The 17,263-nt window shown below is 63.5% G+C and carries 17 protein-coding genes and 1 other RNA gene; 9 read left to right on the forward strand and 9 right to left on the reverse strand.

All coding sequences use genetic code 11. The features are described from left to right. From aroA to gyrA, 7 genes are all read right to left on the reverse strand, one after another. Positions 1-1,305, reverse strand: a complete 1,305-nt coding sequence (gene aroA, locus U5775_RS03090; protein WP_322056651.1) for a 3-phosphoshikimate 1-carboxyvinyltransferase — start codon at positions 1,303-1,305, stop codon at positions 1-3. 63 nt (positions 1,306-1,368) lie between these two features. Further along, positions 1,369-2,355, reverse strand: coding sequence for a prephenate dehydrogenase (locus U5775_RS03095; RefSeq protein WP_322056652.1), 987 nt, complete (start codon positions 2,353-2,355; stop codon positions 1,369-1,371). A 31-nt stretch (positions 2,356-2,386) separates the two neighbouring features. Further along, positions 2,387-3,511, reverse strand: coding sequence for a histidinol-phosphate transaminase (gene hisC, locus U5775_RS03100; RefSeq protein ID WP_322056653.1), 1,125 nt, complete (start codon positions 3,509-3,511; stop codon positions 2,387-2,389). Positions 3,512-3,646: 135 nt separating this feature from the next. Beyond that, entirely contained in the window at positions 3,647-4,729 is a 1,083-nt protein-coding gene (gene pheA, locus U5775_RS03105; protein ID WP_322056654.1) for a prephenate dehydratase, read from the reverse strand. Positions 4,730-4,830: 101 nt separating this feature from the next. After that, complete coding sequence (serC, locus tag U5775_RS03110; RefSeq protein WP_322056655.1) at positions 4,831-5,913, reverse strand: 3-phosphoserine/phosphohydroxythreonine transaminase; 1,083 nt, start codon at positions 5,911-5,913, stop codon at positions 4,831-4,833. Between the two features lie 218 nt (positions 5,914-6,131). Next, the gene (locus U5775_RS03115; protein WP_322056878.1) at positions 6,132-6,737 is read right to left on the reverse strand and encodes a DUF2059 domain-containing protein; all 606 of its coding nucleotides are present in this window, start codon (positions 6,735-6,737) and stop codon (positions 6,132-6,134) included. 225 nt (positions 6,738-6,962) lie between these two features. Next, positions 6,963-9,566, reverse strand: coding sequence for a DNA gyrase subunit A (gyrA, locus tag U5775_RS03120; RefSeq protein ID WP_322056656.1), 2,604 nt, complete (start codon positions 9,564-9,566; stop codon positions 6,963-6,965). A 600-nt stretch (positions 9,567-10,166) separates the two neighbouring features. Here gyrA and ompA point away from each other — a divergent pair. From ompA to U5775_RS03165, 9 genes are all read left to right on the forward strand, one after another. Continuing rightward, a complete protein-coding gene (ompA, locus tag U5775_RS03125; protein WP_322056657.1) occupies positions 10,167-10,832 on the forward strand; it encodes an outer membrane protein OmpA in 666 nt (221 codons plus the stop codon). Between the two features lie 250 nt (positions 10,833-11,082). Beyond that, entirely contained in the window at positions 11,083-11,781 is a 699-nt protein-coding gene (gene ubiG, locus U5775_RS03130; RefSeq protein ID WP_322056658.1) for a bifunctional 2-polyprenyl-6-hydroxyphenol methylase/3-demethylubiquinol 3-O-methyltransferase UbiG, read from the forward strand. A gap of 25 nt (positions 11,782-11,806) precedes the next feature. Further along, a complete protein-coding gene (locus tag U5775_RS03135; protein WP_322056659.1) occupies positions 11,807-12,532 on the forward strand; it encodes an HAD-IA family hydrolase in 726 nt (241 codons plus the stop codon). Between the two features lie 107 nt (positions 12,533-12,639). Then, positions 12,640-13,009, forward strand: a transfer-messenger RNA (tmRNA) gene (ssrA, locus tag U5775_RS03140). A 201-nt stretch (positions 13,010-13,210) separates the two neighbouring features. Continuing rightward, on the forward strand, positions 13,211-13,495 hold the full coding sequence (locus tag U5775_RS03145) for a hypothetical protein (RefSeq protein WP_322056660.1): 285 nt from the start codon (positions 13,211-13,213) through the stop codon (positions 13,493-13,495). Positions 13,496-13,500: 5 nt separating this feature from the next. Next, entirely contained in the window at positions 13,501-13,827 is a 327-nt protein-coding gene (locus tag U5775_RS03150) for a hypothetical protein (RefSeq protein ID WP_322056661.1), read from the forward strand. A 126-nt stretch (positions 13,828-13,953) separates the two neighbouring features. Then, positions 13,954-14,427, forward strand: a complete 474-nt coding sequence (locus U5775_RS03155; protein ID WP_322056662.1) for a type VI secretion system tube protein Hcp — start codon at positions 13,954-13,956, stop codon at positions 14,425-14,427. Between the two features lie 31 nt (positions 14,428-14,458). After that, a complete protein-coding gene (locus U5775_RS03160) occupies positions 14,459-14,812 on the forward strand; it encodes a DUF3592 domain-containing protein (RefSeq protein WP_415913504.1) in 354 nt (117 codons plus the stop codon). After that, positions 14,809-15,474 (forward strand): hypothetical protein, encoded by a 666-nt coding sequence (locus U5775_RS03165; protein WP_322056664.1) that lies wholly within the window; start codon positions 14,809-14,811, stop codon positions 15,472-15,474. Before U5775_RS03160 ends, U5775_RS03165 begins: the two co-directional genes overlap by 4 nt. Positions 15,475-15,679: 205 nt before the next feature. On the opposite strand, the gene U5775_RS03170 is transcribed toward U5775_RS03165, so the two are convergent. Then, entirely contained in the window at positions 15,680-15,946 is a 267-nt protein-coding gene (locus tag U5775_RS03170; protein ID WP_322056665.1) for a hypothetical protein, read from the reverse strand. Positions 15,947-16,077: 131 nt separating this feature from the next. Continuing rightward, a complete protein-coding gene (locus U5775_RS03175) occupies positions 16,078-17,169 on the reverse strand; it encodes a substrate-binding domain-containing protein (protein ID WP_322056666.1) in 1,092 nt (363 codons plus the stop codon). Between the last annotated feature and the right edge of the window lie 94 nt (positions 17,170-17,263).

A 17,263-nucleotide genomic window follows, 5' to 3' on the forward strand; every position in this document is an offset into this window, starting at 1 on the left:
TCAAGATTGCGCGAGCGCCAGGAAGCGCTCGAAATAATCGGGGAACGTCTTGCCGACGCACTTCGGGTCGTTGATGCGCACCGGCACGCCGCCGAGGCTCACGAGCGAGAAGCACATGGCCATGCGGTGGTCGTCATAAGTGTCGATCGCGGCGTTCGGCGTGAGTTTCGCGGGCGGGCGCACGACCAGATAATCGGGGCCCTCTTCCACCTCGGCGCCCACCTTGCGCAATTCGGTCGCCATCGCCGCGATGCGGTCGGTCTCCTTCACGCGCCAGCTCGCGATGTTGCGCAACGTGCTCGCGCCATCGGCGAACAGCGCCGCCACGGCGATGGTCATCGCCGCGTCGGGGATCAGGTTGAAGTCCATGTCGATGGGGTCGAGCTTGCCGTGGTCGGTGCCGATGCCGCGCACCTCGATCCAGTCGTCGGCCATCGTCACGTTCGCGCCCATGCGCCCGAGCGCGGCCGCAAAGCCGATGTCGCCCTGGATGCTCGCGCGGCCCACGCCCTCGATGCGCAGCGGCCCGCCGCCAATGGCGCCCGCCGCGAGAAAGTACGAGGCCGAGGACGCATCGCCCTCGACCATGATCTTGCCCGGCGCCTGATAACGCACGCCGGCCGGGATCTCGAAGCGATGCCAGTCGTGGCGCTCGACCTTCACGCCGAAGCGCTCCATCAGCTTGATCGTGATGTCGATGTAGGGCTTCGAGATCAGCTCGCCATCCACCTCGACGACACTCACGCCGCCCTGCGCGCGCACGAGCGGCAGCGTCATCAGGAGCGCGGTGAGGAACTGGCTCGACACGTCGCCGCGCACGCGGATCGGCGCATCGACGGAAATCTGCGCGGGGCGGATGCGCAGCGGCGGATAGCCTTCGTTTTCCTCGTAATCGATCTTCGTGCCGATCTGGCGCAGGCCGTCGACGAGATCGCCGATGGGCCGCTCGTGCATGCGCGGCACGCCGTGGATGCGGTAGTCGCCGCCGTTGACCGCGAGCGCGGCCGTGAGCGGGCGCACCGCCGTGCCCGCGTTGCCGAGGAACAGGTCCGCCTGCTTCGCCGTGAACGCGCCGCGCGTGCCCTGCACGACGCAGGTGTCGCCCTCGCGCACGAGCTTCACGCCGAGCTTCGTGAGCGCGTCGAGCATCACGCGCGTGTCGTCGGAGTCGAGCAGGTTCGTGATCGTCGTTTCGCCCTCGGCGAGCGCCGCGAGCAGCAGCACGCGGTTCGAGATGCTCTTCGAGCCAGGCAGGCGGACCGTGCCGGACGCACGGGTGAACGGTCCGAGATCGAGGTATTCCATGAGCGTGTCCTGATAGTGCTGCGGCGGGCTTCACGATGATGCGCCGCGCCGCATGACTGTTGCCTACTTGCCGGGGGGTGCGTCGGCGGCATCGGGGGCGGCGTGGGCGCCCCCCGCTGCGCCGCCTGCGCTACCTGCACCGCCGGTTTTCCCGGCGCCGCCGCGTTCCTGCCAGGCTTCGCGCGCCGCGCGCGAGCGCGCGAACACGGTTTCGAGCGCGGCGCCGTCGCCCGCGTCGATGGCCGCGCGCAGCTTCGCCAGCACACCAGTGTAGGCGTCGAGCTCGGCGAGCAGCGCCGGGCGGTTCGCGAGGCAAACGTCGCGCCACATTTCGGGGCTCGACGCGGCGATGCGCGTGAAGTCGCGGAAACCGCCCGCGGCAAACGAAAACTTCAATTCGGCGTCGGGCGTGGCCAGAATCTGGTCGACGAGCGCGAACGAGAGCACATGCGGCAGATGGCTCACCGAGGCGAAGACTCGGTCGTGCTGCGCGGCCGGCATCTGGCCGATCACGGCGCCCGTGGCGCGCCACATCGCGGCGATGCGCTCGACCGCCTCGGGCGCGTTTTCTTCGAGCGGACACAGCACGACGTTGCGGCCCACGTAGAGGTCCGGCAACGCCGCTTCGACACCGCTCGATTCGCGGCCCGCGATCGGATGGCCCGGCACGAACTGGCCGATGCGCTCGCCGAGCGCCGCACGCGCGGCGGCGATCACGTCGCTCTTGGTGCTGCCCGCGTCCGTGACGACGGTGTGCGACTGCAGATGCGGCGCGATGCGCTCGAGCAGCGCCTGCGTCTGCGCGACGGGCGCCGCGATCAGCACGAGGTCCGCGCCTTCGAGCGCCGCGGCCAGCGCCGCTTCGTCGTCGAGCGTCGCGGCCGCGTCGATCACGCCCAACTCCAGCGCACGCGCGACCGAGCGCGCATGGCGGCCCACGCCGATCACCCGGCCCGTGGCGCCGTCGCGTTCGCGCAGGGCGCGCGCGAGCGAGCCGCCGATCAGACCGACGCCGAAAATCACCAGCTTGTTGAAGGAAAACGCGCTCACGCCATCACCGGAATAAAGAAAAATTGCGTACTCATGCAGGCGCGAGCACGCGTTCGAGCGCCGCGAGGAACGCCGCGTTCTCCTCGGGCAGGCCGATGGTCACGCGCAGCCACTGCGGCAGGCCGTAGCCGCCCACCGGGCGCACGATCACGCCTTGCTTGAGCAGTTCGAGATTGACGCGTTCGCCCGCCTGGTCGTCCGTGCCCATGCGCACGAGCACGAAATTGCCGTCCGACGGCACATATTCGAGACCCATGCGCTCGAACGCGGCGGTGAGCGTGCGATAGCCCTCGGCATTGAGCGCCGCGCTCTTTGCGAGGAAGGCCGTGTCGCCGAGCGCGGCAATCGCCGCGGCCTGCGCGAGCGTGTTCACGTTGAACGGCTGACGCAGGCGATTGAGCAGATCGGTCAGCTCGGGCTGTGCGATCGCAAAGCCGATGCGCAAACCCGCGAGCCCATACGCCTTCGAGAACGTGCGCGAGACGAGCAGGTTCGGATAGCGGCGCACCCATGCGATTGAGTCGTAGCGCTTGTCCGCCGCGAGATACTCGGTGTAGGCCTCGTCGAGCACCACGGCCACGTGGCGCGGCACCTTCGCGATGAACGCTTCGAGCGCGGCGCCGTCGATGAACGTGCCCGTAGGATTGTTAGGATTCGCAACGAAGATCAGGCGCGTGTCGTCGGCGATGGCCGCGAGCATCGCGTCCAGATCGTGGCCGTACTTTACGGCCGGCGTCACGAGATGGCGCGCGCCGAGCCCCTGGGTCGCAAGCGCGTAGACCGCGAACGAATACTGCGAGTAGACGATCGACTGGCCGCGCTCGACGAACGCATGCGCGGCCATTTCGAGGATGTCATTGCTGCCGTTGCCGAGCGTGATCCACTCGGGCGGCACGCCGTAGCGCGTCGCGAGCGCGGCCTTGAGCTCGAATGCGTTCGAATCCGGATAGCGGCCCAGCTCGCCCGCCGCCTGCGTCGCAGCCTGCAAAATCGCGCGCTGCGCCGACTCGGGCATGCCGAGCGGATTCTCGTTCGACGCGAGCTTCACGATGCGCGCCTCGTCGAGGCCGAACTCGCGGGCGACTTCGGAAATCGGCTTGCCGGCGACATACGGCGCGATCGCGCGCACGTACGTTGGGCCGAATTGCGTGGTCATGCGTGTTTCTCCAGTGTCGGCGAGGCGAAAGCGCCAGGCAAAAGCGGGAAGCAAAAGCAAAGCGGCAGCGGCGCGATGAAACGCGCCGTGCCCGAGGCCCGATCCGCGCCGGATTCGCGCTAAATCAGCAAGAACTCAGCGCGAGCGCGGATACGAGCCGAGAATCTTCAGGAACGCGGCCTTCTTGCCCAGCTCTTCGAGCGCGGCGGCCACGGCCGGCTCGTCGCGATGGCCTTCGAAGTCGATGTAGAAGTAGTACTCCCACGTGCCGACGCGCGCCGGACGCGACTCGAAGCGCGTCATCGAGACGCCGTGGCGCGCGAGCGGTTCGAGCAGCTTGTAGACGGCGCCCGGCTCGTTCTTCACCGAGACGATCATCGAAGTCTGGTCGTGGCCCGACACGCCCGCCGGCTGCTTGCCGATCATCACGAAGCGCGTGCGGTTATGCGGATCGTCCTGAATCAGCGCATTGGCGATCAGGAGGCCATAGTGCGTGGCCGCGCGCTCGCCGGCGATGGCCGCAATCGTGGGATCCTCGGCCGCGAGGCGCGCGGCCTCGGCGTTGCTCGAAACCGCCTGACGTTGCAGTTGCGGCGCGTTCGCCGTGAGCCAGTGCTGACACTGCGCGAGCGCCTGCGGATGCGCGTACACGCGCGTCACGCCTTCGAGCGTGCCGCTTTGCGTCATCAGGTTGTGCTGGATCGGCAGCGCGATTTCGCCGCCGATCACGAGCTGCGTCTGCAGGAACAGATCGAGCGTGCGCGACACCGCGCCCTCGGTCGAATTCTCGACCGGCACGACGCCGAATTCGGCGGCGCCCGCCTCGACCGAGCGGAACACTTCGTCGATCGACGGACACGGCAGACCTTCGATCGACTGACCGAAGTACGCGTACATCGCCTGCTCGCTATAAGTGCCCACCGGCCCGAGGAACGCGGCCGAAATCGTCTTTTCGAGCGAGCGGCTCGCGGCCATGATCTCGCGCCAGATCGCGCTGATGTGATCGTTGCCGAGCGGGCCATCGCTCATGTTCTGCAGGCGCTCGATCACCTGAAGCTCGCGCTCCGGGCGAAACACGGGCGCGTTGAAGTGCTTCTTGACCTCGCCCACTTCGAGCGCGACCGCCGCGCGCTGGTTCAGGAGCGCAATAAGCTGGGCATCGATGGCATCGATGCGCTCGCGCAGCGGCTTGAGTTGTGTGTTGAGTTCGTCGTCCATGCGTGAAACCGGCAATCTGAAAGGAGATGCGCACGGCCCGGAGCCAGATAGATCCGGGCCGGCACGCGCGCCGCGCGCCCGGCTAAAGGCGCGAGGCCTCGTCAGGCGTGCTTCGCCTCGAATTCCTTCATGTACTCGACCAGTGCCTGCACTGCTTCGAGCGGCACCGCGTTGTAAATCGACGCCCGCATGCCGCCGACGGACTTGTGGCCCTTCAGCTGCAGAAGCCCGCGCGCCTTCGCGCCGGCCAGGAAATCATCGTTACGTGTCTCATCGGCGAGGAAGAACGGTACGTTCATCCGCGAGCGCGCGCGGCGCTCCACCTTGTTGATGTAGAAGCTGCTCGCGTCGATCGTGTCGTAGAGCAGCTGCGCTTTTTCGATATTGCGCGCCTCGATGGCCGTGAGGCCACCTTGACGCTTGAGCCACTTGAACACGAGGCCCGCGATATAGATCGCGTAAGTGGGCGGCGTGTTGTACATGGAATTGTTCGCGGCAACCGTCTTCCACTCGAACGCCGACGGACAAAGGGGCATCGCGCGGTCGAGCAGGTCTTCGCGCACGATCACCACCGTCACACCCGCCATGCCGATGTTCTTCTGCGCGCCGCCGTAGAGCACGCCGTATTTGGCGATGTCCATCGGACGCGAGAGGATGTGCGACGAGGCGTCGGCCACGAGCGGAATGTCGCCCAGATCGGGAATCTCGAAGGTCTCGACGCCGTCGATCGTCTCGTTCGTGCACAGATGCACGTAGGCGGGGTCGTTGGAAAGCTGCCACTCGCTTTTCGGCGGCGAATGCGTGAAGCCCGCTTCGGTGCGGCCCGTCGCGACGATGTGCGCCGCGCCGTACTTGAGCGCTTCCTTCTGCGACTTCTGCGACCACGACCCCGTGATCACGAAGTCGGCGCGCGGCCTGGTGCCGAACAGGTTGAGCGGAACGATAGCGTTTTCGCCGATGCCGCCGCCCTGCAGGAACAGGATCTGGTGGCTCGCCGGCACCTGCATCAGCTCGCGCAGATCGAGCAGCGCCTCGCTGTGGATCTGCATGAACTCCGGGCCGCGATGGCTCATTTCCATCACGCCCATGCCGCTGCCATGCCAGTCGAGCATTTCGTCGGCGGCCTGACGGAGCACCTCTTCGGGCAATGCTGCCGGTCCGGCGGAAAAGTTGAAGACGCGCATCGTAAGGAGATCCCCGAGGCAGGCGCTACGGCAAGCAGGCCGGATGCGCCGGAAAAAGATAATGGCCGTTTGTGCCTGACGCACAAACGGCCATTATCGCATTGTCGCCGGGAACCCGCCAACGCAGGCCGCCCGGGCGACGCGCGCCGATCTGGCCCGTCTTTATGCGCCGCGAGGCGCACCAGCAACCGGGCCGGACGAGGCGCTGCGGACGATGCTTACTTGCCCAGCTTGACCGAAGCGACTTCCTTGTCGGCCTGGTCGCGCGTAGCCTTGATCGACTGCGGCATGTACTTCTGCATCAGGCCGTTGACGACGTCGCGGCCAACCTGGTCCTGAACCTGGATGAACTTGCGGCCGGTCGGGCTGCGGTAGAACGTGGTCAGATCCTTGATTTCCGACGTGCTGTAGTACTTCGCATAAGCGTCGTACTGAGCTTGCATCGCGTCTTGCTGGAATGCCGGGGTCGTGAAGACCTGGCCTGCCGAGTCAACCAGCTTCGGCACGGCGTTTTTCTGCAGCGTCGGGACGGAAGCCTGCTTCTGCTTGTCCGTCATCGTCTTGTTTTCCGACAGCGCGTCCGACAGGATCGCCGGGACGAGCTGCTTCGCCTGCATTTGCGCGCTGTTGCCGATTGCGCCGACGAGCTTCTGTGCGTCGATCGCGTCCAGCAGGTCCTTGATCGCGGCCTGCTTGGCCGGATCGATCGGTGCTGCGGCAGCAGCCGGCGCCTGTGCGGGCGCCTGATTCTGAAGCGCCTGCGCCATGGCGAACGTCGGCACGAGAGCGGCCAGCAACATCACCTGCTTGAATCGTTTTTGCATCATTACTCCCTCTGAGAAAATAATCGAACCGCCTGCCGCGCGAACCGTGGGGCGCTCCGGGGCGCGCTGCGCGCCCGCCGCCCGATCCAACGATTCGCCCGGCGCCATTCTGCACCTTCAGCACCGTTGGCCACTCAATCAATCGCCCACGGCATCCTGACACGAAGCGGCCCGCTCACGCGGGCCGCCGGGCCACATCAACCTGCACATACCTGCACGCGAGGATTACTCCTCGCTTTCACCCTCGCCTTCAGCGATGTCGCCTTCGGCATCGGCCTCCGCGATCTGCTGCAGGCCGGAAAGCTTCGTGCCTTCGTCAAGGCTGATGAGTGTAACACCTTGCGTTGCACGGCCCATTTCGCGGATCTCCGAGACGCGCGTGCGGATCAGCACGCCCGTGGTCGTGATCAGCATGATCTGGGCTTCGGAGTCGACGAGCGTGGCGGCCACCACCTTGCCGTTACGCTCGGACGTCTGGATCGCGATCATGCCCTTCGTGCCGCGGCCATGTCGCGTGTACTCGGTTATCGGCGTGCGCTTGCCGTAGCCGTTCTCCGTTGCGGTGAGCACCGACTGCTGTTCGTCGCCGGCCACGAGGAGCGCGATCACCTGCTGGCCGTCTTCGAGCTGCATGCCGCGCACGCCACGCGCTTCGCGGCCCATCGGACGCACGTCGTTCTCGTCGAAGCGCACTGCCTTGCCCGCGTCCGAGAACAGCATCACGTCGTGCTCGCCGTCCGTGATGGCCGCGCCGATCAGATAGTCGCCGTCGTCGAGGCCGACCGCAATAATACCCTTGCGCAGCGGGCGGCTGAACGCTTCGAGCGGCGTCTTCTTGACCGTACCGAGGGCAGTCGCCATAAACACGAACTTGTCCGCCGAGAATTCCTTCACCGGCAGCACGACGGTAATCTTCTCGCCGTCCTGGAGCGGGAACATGTTGACGATCGGACGGCCGCGCGAATTGCGCGAACCCTGCGGCACCTCATAGACCTTCACCCAGTACACACGGCCCCGGTTCGAGAAGCAGAGGATGTGGTCGTGGGTGTTGGCGATGAAGAGCGTGTCGATCCAGTCGTCTTCCTTCATCGAAGTCGCCTGCTTGCCGCGACCGCCGCGCTTCTGGGCGCGATATTCGGACAACGGCTGCGATTTCACGTAACCCGCGTGCGACATGGTCACCACCATGTCCTGCGGCGTGATCAGGTCTTCGGTGTTGAGCTCGGTCGCGTTCATCTCGATCTTCGAGCGGCGGGCATCGCCGAATTCGCTCTTGATCGCGATGAGTTCGTCGGAGATCATGGTCGTTACGCGCTCGGGGCGCGCAAGGATGTCGAGCAGGTCGGCGATCTGCGCCATCACTTCGCGGTACTCGCCGATGATCTTGTCCTGCTCCAGACCCGTCAGGCGTTGCAGACGCATTTGCAGGATTTCCTGCGCCTGCGTGTCGGACAGACGATAGAGGCCGTCCGCCTGCATGCCGTATTGCGGGTTCAGCCCTTCCGGACGATAGGCTTCGCGGCCGCCCGCGGTGGCGTTCTCCTGCTCCGCGCGCGTGAGCATCTCGCGCACGAGCGAGGAATCCCACGGACGGTTCATCAACTCCTGCTTCGCGATCGGCGGCGTGGGCGCGGCCTTGATGATGGCGATGAAATCGTCGATGTTCGCGAGCGCGACCGCGAGACCTTCGAGCACGTGGCCGCGTTCGCGGGCCTTGCGCAGTTCGTAGACCGTGCGCCGCGTGAGCACTTCGCGGCGGTGCGACAGGAAATGGTCGAGCATTTCCTTCAGGTTCAGCAGCTTCGGCTGGTTGTCCACCAGCGCGACCATGTTCATGCCGAACGTGTCCTGCAGCTGCGTCGCCTTGTACAGATTGTTGAGGATGACCTCGGGCACTTCGCCGCGCTTGAGCTCGATCACGACACGCATGCCGCTCTTGTCGGACTCGTCACGAATGTCAGAAATGCCTTCGAGCTTCTTCTCGTTGACGAGCTCGGCGATGCGCTCCAGCAGCGAACGCTTGTTTACCTGATACGGCAGCTCGTCGACGATGATCGCCATGCGCTGGCCGCGATCGATCTCCTCGAAGTGCGTGGCCGCACGCATCACGACGCGCCCGCGCCCGGTGCGATAGCCGTCGCGCACGCCGGCGACGCCATAGATGATGCCGGCGGTCGGGAAATCCGGCGCCGGGATGATCTCGATCAACTCATCGATCGTGGCCTGCGGATTTTTCAGCAGGTGCTGGCAAGCGTCGACCACTTCGTTGAGATTGTGCGGCGGAATGTTCGTGGCCATGCCGACCGCGATGCCCGACGAACCGTTGATGAGCAGGTTCGGGATGCGTGCGGGCAGGATCTGCGGCTCGCTCTCGCTGCCGTCGTAGTTCGGCCCGAAGTCGACGGTTTCCTTGTCGATGTCGGCGAGCAGCTCGTGGCCGATCTTCGCCATGCGGATTTCGGTGTAACGCATGGCCGCGGCGTTGTCGCCGTCGATCGAGCCGAAGTTGCCCTGGCCGTCGACCAGCATGTAGCGCAGCGAGAAGTCCTGCGCCATCCGGACGATGGTGTCGTAGACAGCCGTGTCGCCGTGCGGGTGGTATTTACCGATCACGTCGCCGACGATACGCGCCGACTTCTTGTAAGCGCGGTTCCAGTCGTTGTTCAACTCGTGCATCGCGTACAGCACGCGCCGGTGCACGGGCTTCAGGCCGTCACGCACATCCGGAAGCGCCCGCCCGACGATCACGCTCATCGCGTAATCGAGATACGAGCGGCGCATTTCCTCCTCGAGGGAGATAGGCAGAGTCTCTTTGGCGAATTGATCCATTATCGATGTCGTTGTCGGGCGCACGGGACGGTCCGGCAAAGCCTGCCGGCTAGCCAGAGCCACGTAGCACGCCCTGCTGTCGCATGGACGCCGCAGACGCAGCGCAATCTTATGATTCTATCATGCGCGAGACCCCTGCCCGCCGCCTGGGGGCCGCGTGCGCGCCATGTGCGTATACCTATTAGCGGGACGAGCCCGAGCGGCTCAAAACGGCGCAAAGCGGTTCGAGCGCATCGCATCGAAGCGGCCGATATCATGCGCATACGACATGGAGGCGTCATTCGCGTGACAAAGCGCAGCCCCCGTTGCAAGACTTCTTGCACTCCCCCATCAACCAGGCACACTACCAGGAGATCGAGCGGGAACTTTTTGTTGCGGGTGTACCACATTCGGCAAGCCCCAATGAAAGGGGCGGATTTTTTTTATCGTCGGACGGGAACGATATGGCAAAATGCCAACGCACAAAGTTAGACACCGCTCGAAGTCTACACAAGACGTGACCCTGAACTCGCCAATGTTATACTTCGAGCAATGTATGACTAGTCTTCGTCATATGGCTCGCAGTAAACCTGCGGTAATCTCAATTTCGAGAGGAGAAATATGAATAAACTTTCAAAGCTCGCGTTCATTGCAGCTACCGCAGTTGTGGCTGCATCCGCTCAGGCACAATCCGTGCCGGCGTCGCGACAAGCCGTCAATGACAACTGGGTGAATGGTACCGGCGAATACGTGTGGATGAACGGCACGAACGAGCTTTGCTGGCGCGATGCATTCTGGACGCCGGCCACCGCCAACGCAAAGTGCGATGGCGCCCTGGTCGCCCAGGCACCCACGCCGCCGGCTCCGGTTGCACCGCCGGCCATCACGAGCCAGAAGATCACGTATCAAGCTGACGCCCTGTTCGACTTCGACAAGGCTATCCTGAAGCCGGCTGGCAAGGAAAAGCTGGACGATCTGGCAAGCAAGATCGAAGCACTGAACCTCGAAGTCGTCGTTGCAACGGGTTACACCGACCGCATCGGCTCGGCTGCCTACAACGACCGTCTGTCGCTGCGCCGTGCGCAAGCCGTCAAGTCGTACCTGGTCAGCAAGGGCGTTCCGGCAGAGCGTATCTACACGGAAGGCAAGGGCAAGCGCAACCCGGTTACGACTGGCTGCAACCAGAAGAACCGCAAGCAACTCATCGCCTGCCTCGCACCGGATCGCCGCGTGGAAGTCGAAGTTGTCGGTACGCAAAAGCAACAAGAAGTGCAACCGCAGCAGTAATCCGCGCGTTGCCGCAGCAAGTCTCAAAGCCCCGCTTCGGCGGGGCTTTTTTTATTCGCCTCTATTCGTCTTCATTCGGCTGTTTAGCATCCGGCAGACAATTGCCCGTATCTGCCGCCGAACCTGCGTCTATCCGCCCAGCATTGAAGGCCCAGGCATCGCAGCCCATTTTGCCGCTGCGCGCCCCCGCCTATATACTCAGGGCTTACTTATTTTCACCCGCCCTGGTCCCGCCAGAGGCCGCTCCAACATGACCAACGCCGATCCCCACGAGTTGCAGAAGTTCAGTGATCTTGCTCATCGCTGGTGGGACCCGAACGCGGAATTCAAGCCGCTGCACGAACTGAATCCCATTCGCCTTGGCTGGATCGACAGTCATGCGCATCTGCCTGCAAAGCGTGTGCTCGATATCGGCTGCGGCGGCGGCATCCTGTCCGAATCGATGGCGGGCCTCGGCGCCAATGTGAAGGGCATCGACCTCTCCAGCGAAGCGCTGGGGGTGGCCGACCTGCACAGCCTCGAAAGCGGCATCACCGTCGAATACGAGGAGATCGCGGCCGAAGCAATCGCCGCGCGCGAGCCCGCTTCGTTCGACGTAGTCACCTGCATGGAAATGCTCGAGCACGTGCCGGAGCCCCTGAGCGTGGTCAAGGCCTGCGCAACGCTCGTGAAGCCGGGCGGCTGGGTGTTCTTCTCCACGCTCAACCGCAATGTGAAGTCGTACCTGCTCGCCGTGATCGGTGCGGAGTACATCGCACAGATGCTGCCCAAGGGCACGCACGATTACGCGCGCTTCATTCGCCCTTCGGAGCTCGCGGGTTTCGTGCGCGAAGCCGGCCTGCGCCCGGCCGAGATCAAAGGCATCACCTATAACCCGCTCACGCGGCGCTTCGCGCTGTCGAACGACTCCAGCGTCAACTATATGGTTGCCTGCCGCCGCGACGCCTGACGCCCCACGCGCATCACTTTCCGACATGACCCAGACCCCGCTTGAAAGCACGCCGGCGCCGCACCACGGCGCGGCGCTCGGCGCATTCGACGCCGTGCTGTTCGACTTCGACGGCACGCTCGCCGACACGGCGCCCGACCTCGCCGCCGCGGTCAACCAGATGCGCCACGCGCGCGGCCTCATGCCGGCGCCCTACGAGAAGTTGCGCCCGCTCGCCTCGGCGGGCGCGCGGGGCCTGATCGGCGGCGCATTCGGCATCGGCCCCGACGACCGCGAGTTCGCCGCGATGCGCGAAGAGTTCCTCGCCAACTACGCCGCCAACCTGCGCGTGGAGACGGTGCTCTTCCCGGGCATCGACGCGGTGCTCGACGATCTCGACGCGCGTGGCGTGCGCTGGGGCATCGTCACGAACAAGGTCGCGCGGCTGACCGATCCGCTCGTCAAGCTGATGCATCTCGATACGCGCGCGGCCTGCGTCGTGAGCGGCGACACGACGCCCTACTCGAAGCCCCACCCCGCCCCGCTGCTGCATGCGGCGCAGGCGCTCGGTGTCGCGGCGGAGTGCGCGATCTACGTGGGCGACGACCTGCGCGATGTGCAGGCTGGCCAGGCGGCCGGCATGGCGACCATCGCCGCGGCCTACGGCTACTGCGGCAACGTCGAGCCGCCGTCGCAATGGAATGCCGACTACGTGGCCGATACGGCCGCGACGCTGTTTTCCCTGCTCCAGCACGTGGGCCAGCGCACCTGACACAGCGACCTTGGCCACGGCCAGCGAGAGCATTGACGCGCACGCACCCTTGATTCGGGCGCGGTTAGCCTCATCTGCCGAACTATGGGATAATTGAGGTTCACCCCGGGGCCGACCTGGTTTCGACAGGGGTTATGAAGTAATCAGGGCATGCCGAGGACCCGTCACCTCGTTAATCAATGGGAAAAACGTAACTGCAAACGACGATACGTTCGCACTGGCAGCCTAAGGGCCGCCGTCCTCTGCCTGGCTCACTGACGGGTTAGCGTCGCAAGACCGGTAGCAATACCGCCAGAGGTCATTTACGTCAGTTAAGCTCTGTCGGCGTCACGACGCCAGAGTCGAAAATCTAGTGAATCGCCGTAGCGCAGCGTGTTCGTCCGCGTCGCTGCGGTTAAATCAAATGACAGAACTACGCATGTAGAACTGGTTATGGACTGCTTCTGGACGCGGGTTCGATTCCCGCCGGCTCCACCAAGACATAAACTGGCAGTGACTGCCGAATCGCTCCAAACCCGCGTGGCCGCAAGGCTTCGCGGGTTTTTGCTTTCTGGAACACGTTGGGATAGTCTGCGTATTTCTGTTGGTACGTGTTGGTACATCCGTTGGTATTTCAGACCGCCAGCAGGTCGATACCAACAGCCGCGATACCAACACTCCATACGACGCAGAGTGCCCATGTCCCTGGGCTACACGCCCGACGAGGCACTGCCGCACGGCTGGAGGGCGACGACGCGCGCGCTCGCAGTTGAGACTCTTGGCGTGGCAGTCGAAGTGGTCGAACTCCAACTATCCCACGAAGTGCGCAACAGCCTTGGACGTGCCTACAACCGCACGCAGTGGCTCGATGCGCGGTGCGACCTGACGCAGAAGTGGGCCGACTATCTCGACCGGCTGAAGGCAGGCGCACAGGTGGACGACTGGACCGCCAACGCGCGGCACGTCAAAAGTAGAGGCGAATAGACGGAGTGCAGCATGGCAATCGGGCGCAAGACGGGCGGCCGAAAGGCAGGCACGCGAACCACGCGACGCGGGAAATCAAGGCGCTGGCGGGCGTCTATGCCGGTGAGGCTGTCGAGCGGCTGGTGGACCTGATACGCCACGCCGAGAACGAGACGAGGCGGCTGGCGGCGATCCGCGAACTGCTGGACCGAGGTTTTGAGCGGCCTACCCTGTACGCTAACGTGAAGTGCGACGGCGAACCCGTGCCGCGCAACTATCGCGAACTGACCGACGAAGAATTGATGGAAATCATTGAACAGGGACAGGCCAGCCGCGAGAACGGCGGAGGGTAGCAACGCCGCCAACGATTTATCTGGCTGATGCTGCCGTGGCATAGATCAGTATTTGACGTTTCTTTACCAAGCTGGTTGCGAACGCGGAGTAGTCTGAAGGGTCCCGAAATCTTAAAGGGCATCGCAATGGCTGACAGTTTTCTCAAGATTGATGGTATCGCCGGAGAGTCACAAGACGAAATCCACCGTGGCGAGATTGATATTGTTAGCTGGCATTGGGATATGTCGCAGCAATCGAGCATGATGAACGGTTCTGGCGGCGGAGCCGCGAAAGCAACCATCGACGATCTTGTAGTCGTACATAACATCGACCGGGCCAGTCCCAACTTAATGCGCTATTGCCTGACGGGCCGCCACATTCCAAAGGTCGTCCTCTCGGTACGTAAAGCGGGTGGTCTACCGCTTGACTTTCTGAAGATCACGATGAACAACGTCGTGTTAACACGCGTCAGGCCGGTTGTGGTTGGAAATTCATATCTTGAGCACGTCGCTCTTTCATTCGCCAAGGTTACGCAAGAGTACGTCGTGCAAAACAGCATGGGCGGAAGCGGAGGAATGGTAACGGCCACCTTTGATATCAAGGAAAATCCTGCCAACTAAGCCGCTATTTCCCGGAAGATATCTTGCCTTTGTGGTTGGCATCGTTACTGCCTGTGGGACGGTTCTGGCAGTCAACCATGAGCGGAATTTTCTTGATTTATCGCTCACGGCGAGAGGTGGGGTGACCAGTCTGCCGCATGGCGGCCACCATCCTGAGATCACCTTTGTAACCAACGCCGGCGAACTTGTTTCAGCCCAACCAGGAAGCGTTACTGCACTTGATATTGGCGACCGGGTTGATATTCGCTACGACCCAGCCATGCCGAGGGCATCGGCCCAGATTGATACGTTCTTGGACCGCTGGGTGGTTTCGCTTCTGCTGGGAGCGTTTTCCGCCCTGTGCATGGTCGGGGGGCTAAAGAGAAGTTCAGTGGATCACTCATGATTCTGAAAAGGAAAAGCAATTGGTCCTATGACACAGACGCGGGCGTCAATCTCGGGTTTGACTTTCTGACCGTAACCGATAGCGTCCTGGTCCTCGACGAGCCGTCCGGGCGCGCGCAGCAGTTCAAATATACTGGCTCGGGACTCGCTGCTTCACTTCTGGGTCTGGGGCACGTCAAGTTGAGCAAACTGGAATTGCCGAAGTTGACCATTCTCGACAGGAATTTCTCTGGGAGCGTATCCGGCAAAGGATTTACAAGCGGTGGCGCGGTCTACATGACTGAGGCATTTCATGGGGCGGAGCTACACATCGAAGATTTCGAAGGCGGTACCATTTCTTTTGATGGTTCCGGCGGATACATTGCCGGATGGAGCGGTTCGGTTATCTTTGCCGGTATCCGGCTGACCATGATGGAGGCGCTCATTGCAAGCGTTGGAATTCCGTTTGCTAGGAACATGTTTCTGCAACTTGCGCTAGGTTCTGCGCCCATCATCATCTTGAACTACGGGCAGACAGAGGGGCTGATTGATTCTGTCGGCGTCGATTTTATGTATGGTCAGTTGACTTATCAGGGACCGGAGCCCATCCCGCATCAGGGGCCGATTCTGGAATTTCCCGCTGATTTAGACTGGAATGCACAACCAAGCGACGCAATGCCTTGATGATAAAGGGTTTAGTGGACTGCGATGGACTACAACGGAATCGAATTTGGCAGACGCCGGCCCACCAGATTTTCTTGAAATAAAGCAAAAACTCGCGACAGCCCGAAAAGCTTCGCGAGTTTTTGTTTTTTAATGCCTGAATTAACCGCACGACAATGGCAGCGACAGGCGCACCCATGGCGCCCTCGCGCTGCCAGCCCGCCGGTCAATTATCCTGGGGGCACTGCAGGTTACAGCCATTCGGGTCGCCGAGATCGCCCTTCTTGCGCATCGCCGACGGCTTGCCGTGCTGATACTTGTTCGAAGGCGCCGATGCCGCGAACGGCATTTGCGGATGCTCGTTGATCTTGAATTCGTCGGAGAGAATGCCGCCTGGCACGCCCGGCGAGTTCTGCGCGAAAGCAATGTTGACGGTTGCAAACAGCGCTCCCGCGGTCGCGGCAGCGATACAAACATTAAGCAAGAATTTCATGGTCGATCGGCGCGGGTGACGCGCATCTGAAACAGGGAAGCCAGTACCGGCCCAAAGTATCACAAAAAGTGGCGCACTCTGCAGCGCCAACCGGCGGCCATATTGCTCCGTATTACAAGATCCGGCCCCTCTCAACCTGCCGGCGCCGGCGTCCTCCCCGTCCAGCCGGCGCCCAGCGGCACAACGGCGCCACATTCGCCCGGGTCGTAGCCCTCCAGTTGCGCCACGGACTCACGGAACGGCGCGCCGCGCAGCAACTGGAGCACGCTCGCCAGCGGCTCGCGCTCCAGTTGCGCGCGTTCGCAGGCGAAATAGTAGTCCTCGTCGGCGATCGGGATGAAATCGAGGCCGAAGTGATGCGCCGCCGGCTCTACGCCGAAGCCCACGTCGGCCATGCCGCTCGCGACGAATGCCGCGATCGCCGAATGCGTAAGCTCCGAGGAGGCATAGCCGTTCACCCGCTCCGGGTCGACGCCCACGCGCGTGAGCAGCAAGTCGATCAGGAGACGCGTGCCCGATCCCGGCTGCCGGTTCACGAAGCGGATGTCGCCGCGCGACAGGTCGGCGAGGCCCGCGATCGCGCGCGGGTTGCCGCGCCCGACGAACAGGCCCTGTTTGCGGCGCGTGAGGTGGATCAGCACGTGGCGCTGCGGATCGAGCCAGTTGCGGTAGGCGTCGGCGCACGCTTCGCGAAAGTCGCTGCGCGGCAGATGGAAGCCCGCGAGGTCGCATTCGCCGCGCGCGAGCGCCGTGATCGCGTCGACGCTGTCGCGGTACTTGATCTCCACGGGCACCTGGTCGGCCACGAGCGCAGTGACCAGCGCCGCCACTGCATAGCCGTGCGAGGCATGGATGCGCAGATCCTGCCGGTCGGGCGCGAGCCAGCGGTTGAGGTCGCTCGCCACTTCGCTCGCGAGCGCCTGGAGGTTGCCCGAGAGGCGCTCCACGCTCAGGCGCTGCGAGCGCAGCACCGCTTCGCCCAGTTCCGAGAGCACCGAGCCACGCCCACGCGCCTTGGCGATCAGCGCGCCGCCCAGACGCTCCTCCAGATCCCGCAACAGGCCCCACGCGTGGCGATAGGACAAACCCTTACGCTGCGCGGCCTGCGCAATGCTGCCTTCCTCCGCGACGAGCGCGAGCAGCGGCACGACGTCCGTCAGGCTTGCCTCGCGGCCTTGCGCGTCGCGCACGACCAGTTGCGCCTGGCATTCGACTTTGATCATTATGAAGTCTCGCTTCCTATTGCATCCGCCTTTCCAGGGGCCTATTGTTCGGGCATACAAGAAAACAACCCCAGCATAGGTGCGCACTTTATGA

Origin of the sequence: Paraburkholderia sp. J63 (genome assembly GCF_905220245.1) — a bacterium.
Classification (GTDB): domain Bacteria; phylum Pseudomonadota; class Gammaproteobacteria; order Burkholderiales; family Burkholderiaceae; genus Paraburkholderia.